Genomic DNA, 3,551 nt, shown 5'->3' with positions numbered 1-3,551 from the left:
TTTCGTATGATAATCCAGACGAATGGTTTCATCAAGACAAAAGGTGCTGATTTTTATAAGGTGCTGATAATTCGACAAATGGTGAATTCACCATTTGTCCATATCAGCCTGACTTGCAAGCTGTTTGTACGGATAGTCGTCGTTCGCACTCTCGGTGAACATATCGTTGACCAAACCGATCGTGAGCAAATCAAGGTCGCGGATACTGATGCCCAGCTGGACACACCGGAGCATGAACAGCGGCGTTGTCATTTCCCGCTCACTGCGGCGAGGTTTTTTCTTGCATCCACCTGTGTCTGCACGTTCAGGCCCCACAGCTCGATCAGCTGGGGAAGAATCTGATAGATGGAGAAGGTGTTGAACTGCTCCAGCCACTCGTCCGGCTCGGAAGGGACCGTGTCCGGGCTGGCGTGCTTTGCCATAATGAACGCGATATTCTCGAACATCTCAAGGCTGAACAGGTCAAGACCGGAAGCATCCTCATCGTTCTCCCCCACGCTGGTCTCCAGCTGGCGGAGGTCTTTGTAGATGTCACGACCGAACTTGATGCGGTACATACGGGGAACCGCTGCGCTTGCGCGGAACTCCACTTCCTGACCATCGATCTCGATTTTCTTCGTTACTGCCATAGTCGTTTTCCTCCCAAAATGTAGAGGGGCAGGTTTCCCCGCCCCCATGTGTCATTGTGTCTTTACTCCGCAGCATCGATGCCGACGAGTGCGGTGCTGCCGGTCACCGTGGGCAGCTTGCCGTCCCACTTCTGAATCTTCTGATACTCGATCAGGGTATCGGACAGGCTTTCCGCGATCTTCTTATTGGCTTCCGCCTGTGCCTCCGCCTTGATGGCAGTCTTCTGGGCTTCCGCCTCGGCATTGGTGATGGCCACCTGCTTGTCGGCTTCTGCCTTGGCAATGGCGGCGGCGTTCTCGATCTTCTGGCGGTCAGCGTTCTGCTGGGCAATGGACTTCTGCTGGATGGCCGCATTGTAGGCTTCCTCGAAATCCATATCGTTGATGACCACCTTGTTGACGAACACCACGCCCTCGCCGTACTTCTGTGTCAGGGATTCGGACAGCTTCTGCTGTACCAGCGGCTCGATCTTCGTGCGGGCGGTCACCTCACCGGGCGTCAGCTCCACCATTGCGGACTTGATGGCCGATGCCACCAGCTCCTCACCGATCAGATTCTTGATATCGGACACATTGGCGTAGATCCATGCGGACATCTCCGGCAGCACCTGATAGGTCACGATCACGTCCGATGCATACACAGGGGTCTTGTCGGCGGCTTCGCCCCAGATCTGCGCCTTGATGTGCTTATCCTGCTGCTTGTTGTTCACCTTGTGGATGCTCTCCACGAAGGGGATGGTGAAGTTCACCGTGCCGCTCTGGATGGGTTCCTGCTGGATCTGGCCGAAGCTGGTCTTCACGCCGGTATAGCCGGTGGGAATGATGTGAACAGAGAGAATGCCCAGGATCAGCAGAATGACGAGGGCGGGGATGATCAGAATGCGCTTTTTCATAGTCGTTTTCCTCCTAAAATGTAGTGGGGCGGGTTTCCCCACCCCAGATTCTTGGGTTACTGGCTGAATCAGCCGCTGGCGGTTTCATCACCGGCAGGGTCAGGTTCCGGCTCCACAGCGGTCTGCTGGGGTTCGTACACCGCGTCGTACCATGCGTTGTAGACCGCATCGCTGGTATTCACGCTGGTCTTGGCCTTCACATAGCCGTTGGGCAGTGCCGTTGCGGACAGGGACAGCGTCTCGGTCTGGACTTCCTTCTCGTCCTCTGCGGTCTGGCCTTCCATCGCGGGACGGGAGGCGCTGCAGCAGTACAGCACATGGCGGATAGCCTTGGCATCGCCGGAGAACTCGAACAGCAGAGCGAAACGCTCGTAGCTGACCGTGTTGTTCTCGGCCATGACGCCGTTGGCGTCCTCCTCCTCGTGCAGGATGTCCTTGGTGAAGCTCTCCGGGATCAGCGCCAGTTCAAGGTCGCCGGAGTAGCCGGAGTTGTTGTTGATGACGTAGAACACCACATCATCGGCATAGAAGTTGGCGTTCTCACCTTCCGGGTCGAGGGACAGGCTCACCGCACCGGGCATCCGCACCGGCTTGTCGTAGGTGACGTTGCCGTCCTCATCGAAGGTCGCCTTGGCGTAGTGGCAGTTCTTGAGGCCGAACTTCACCTTGTTGCTTCTCTTCATGTCGGTTTCCTCCATAAAAATTGACCGTCCTCTCAGACGGTCAACTCATACAAAACTTCATACATCTTCTCTTCCTCGATCCAAACCTCGGATTTATGGAAGAACAGTTCATAGCCGGTCAGCACCGCTTCCACCTTCTGCTCCAGCTCCGGGTCCTTGAGGTCTGTGTACAGCTCAATGTCCAGATGGCTGAAGCTGTGGTAGACGATGTTGTCCGCACCGAACTCTGCCGCTTCCGGGTACAGAAAGCACAGAAACGGCGGGTCTGGGGATTCCCCCTCAGCGAAATGGTCATAGGCGAATTCACAGCCGGTTGCGGCCTTGATTGCCTCCATCAGCGCCATCACATCATCATGGGTCATGCCTTCAGCTCCTTCTCGATCAGACTGGTCAGCAGTTCAATTCCGGCCGCTTCTGCCGGGGCGATATGGGGCTTGCCGGACACACGGCCACCGCCGCGCTTGGCGTGCCCCTTCTCCAGCAGGTGTGCCAGCATATACCGGGTCGGCGAGCACACGGTCTGTACCAGCTTCTGGCTGTTCTCCTCCGTGGTCTTCGCCACCCAACTCTTGGCGTAGCGCCCGGACTTCACCGGGGCATTTGCGGAGATCTGCTCCTTGACGGTTTTGGCGGACTTGCGCACGGCGCGCTTGACGCCCAAAGCGGAGAGCTCCGCATATTCCTGCAAGCCCTGGTTGATCACCTCGGCCAGCTCGTCAATGCTGCAGCTTCTGCTCATGGGCGCGCCTCCTTTCTGCAATGGAGCTTGATGCCCTGCTTCTGGTAGTTCATCGGGTCCACAGACAGGATGCTGTACACATCCCCACGGAACCGGATGCGGTATCCTGTCGAGGTCACCGCCGCCGTCTCACGACACCAGCGCACCGTGAACACCACGCTGCGGTTCTCCTGCTTGACCTCATCCCCGCCCTCCTGCAATTCGTAGGTCGAAGCGTAGGTGAAGCAGGAGAAATAATCCTCCCATGTGTTCCGATGATTGCCCACCTTGTCGGTGTATGCCTTACTTTTTTCAATCGTAAGGCGCTCGTTCAGCTTGTCGATCATCAGACCACCCCCTCCCTTACCGCAGACAGGATGGAGCGAAGCGTCAGCATCAGCGCATGATGGTCCGCTTCATCCCGGTGTTCATACAGATACCCCAGTGCGTACAGGATCGCCACCCGGCAGGTCGAGCGCAGGCTTTCCAGCTCCCGTGTGGGGTGGATGCCATTTTCAACATCCCGGTCGGCGGCATTCACCGCTTCCCACTGTGTCGCCCCGCAAAATAAAGTTCCTGTCTCTTGCACAAAAACAGCGAATTATTATATCAGTTCCATAATGATGTC

The 3,551-nt window shown here is 56.7% G+C and carries 7 protein-coding genes; all 7 read right to left on the bottom strand.

From position 1 onward, the window contains the following. Nucleotides 1-248 precede the first annotated feature (248 nt). Nucleotides 249-629 (bottom strand): hypothetical protein, encoded by a 381-nt coding sequence (locus ACESZH_RS23640; RefSeq protein ID WP_373219538.1) that lies wholly within the window; start codon nucleotides 627-629, stop codon nucleotides 249-251. A gap of 62 nt (nucleotides 630-691) precedes the next feature. After that, nucleotides 692-1,522, bottom strand: a complete 831-nt coding sequence (locus ACESZH_RS23635; RefSeq protein ID WP_373219536.1) for an SPFH domain-containing protein — start codon at nucleotides 1,520-1,522, stop codon at nucleotides 692-694. A gap of 68 nt (nucleotides 1,523-1,590) precedes the next feature. After that, a complete protein-coding gene (locus tag ACESZH_RS23630; protein ID WP_373219535.1) occupies nucleotides 1,591-2,205 on the bottom strand; it encodes a major tail protein in 615 nt (204 codons plus the stop codon). 32 nt (nucleotides 2,206-2,237) lie between these two features. Further along, nucleotides 2,238-2,567 (bottom strand): hypothetical protein, encoded by a 330-nt coding sequence (locus tag ACESZH_RS23625; RefSeq protein WP_373219533.1) that lies wholly within the window; start codon nucleotides 2,565-2,567, stop codon nucleotides 2,238-2,240. Continuing rightward, nucleotides 2,564-2,944, bottom strand: a complete 381-nt coding sequence (locus ACESZH_RS23620; RefSeq protein ID WP_373219531.1) for an HK97 gp10 family phage protein — start codon at nucleotides 2,942-2,944, stop codon at nucleotides 2,564-2,566. The genes ACESZH_RS23625 and ACESZH_RS23620 overlap by 4 nt, the downstream gene beginning before the upstream one ends. After that, nucleotides 2,941-3,270, bottom strand: a complete 330-nt coding sequence (locus ACESZH_RS23615; protein ID WP_373219529.1) for a phage head closure protein — start codon at nucleotides 3,268-3,270, stop codon at nucleotides 2,941-2,943. Before ACESZH_RS23615 ends, ACESZH_RS23620 begins: the two co-directional genes overlap by 4 nt. Next, on the bottom strand, nucleotides 3,270-3,464 hold the full coding sequence (locus ACESZH_RS23610; protein WP_373219528.1) for a head-tail connector protein: 195 nt from the start codon (nucleotides 3,462-3,464) through the stop codon (nucleotides 3,270-3,272). The genes ACESZH_RS23615 and ACESZH_RS23610 overlap by 1 nt, the downstream gene beginning before the upstream one ends. Between the last annotated feature and the right edge of the window lie 87 nt (nucleotides 3,465-3,551).

This window comes from Ruminococcus sp. 5_1_39BFAA, from assembly GCF_964240875.1.
Lineage (GTDB): Bacteria > Bacillota > Clostridia > Lachnospirales > Lachnospiraceae > Blautia_A.
The sequence above is the reverse complement of the archived record's forward strand: the minus strand, read 5'-3'. Positions and strand labels throughout refer to the sequence as shown.

Excerpts from the sequence above, each read along its gene's own strand:
- ACESZH_RS23640 (WP_373219538.1), bottom strand. The coding sequence starts at position 629 with ATGGCAGTAACGAAGAAAATCGAGATCGATGGTCAGGAAGTGGAGTTC.
- ACESZH_RS23635 (WP_373219536.1), bottom strand. The coding sequence starts at position 1,522 with ATGAAAAAGCGCATTCTGATCATCCCCGCCCTCGTCATTCTGCTGATC.
- ACESZH_RS23630 (WP_373219535.1), bottom strand. The coding sequence starts at position 2,205 with ATGAAGAGAAGCAACAAGGTGAAGTTCGGCCTCAAGAACTGCCACTAC.
- ACESZH_RS23625 (WP_373219533.1), bottom strand. The coding sequence starts at position 2,567 with ATGACCCATGATGATGTGATGGCGCTGATGGAGGCAATCAAGGCCGCA.
- ACESZH_RS23620 (WP_373219531.1), bottom strand. The coding sequence starts at position 2,944 with ATGAGCAGAAGCTGCAGCATTGACGAGCTGGCCGAGGTGATCAACCAG.
- ACESZH_RS23615 (WP_373219529.1), bottom strand. The coding sequence starts at position 3,270 with ATGATCGACAAGCTGAACGAGCGCCTTACGATTGAAAAAAGTAAGGCA.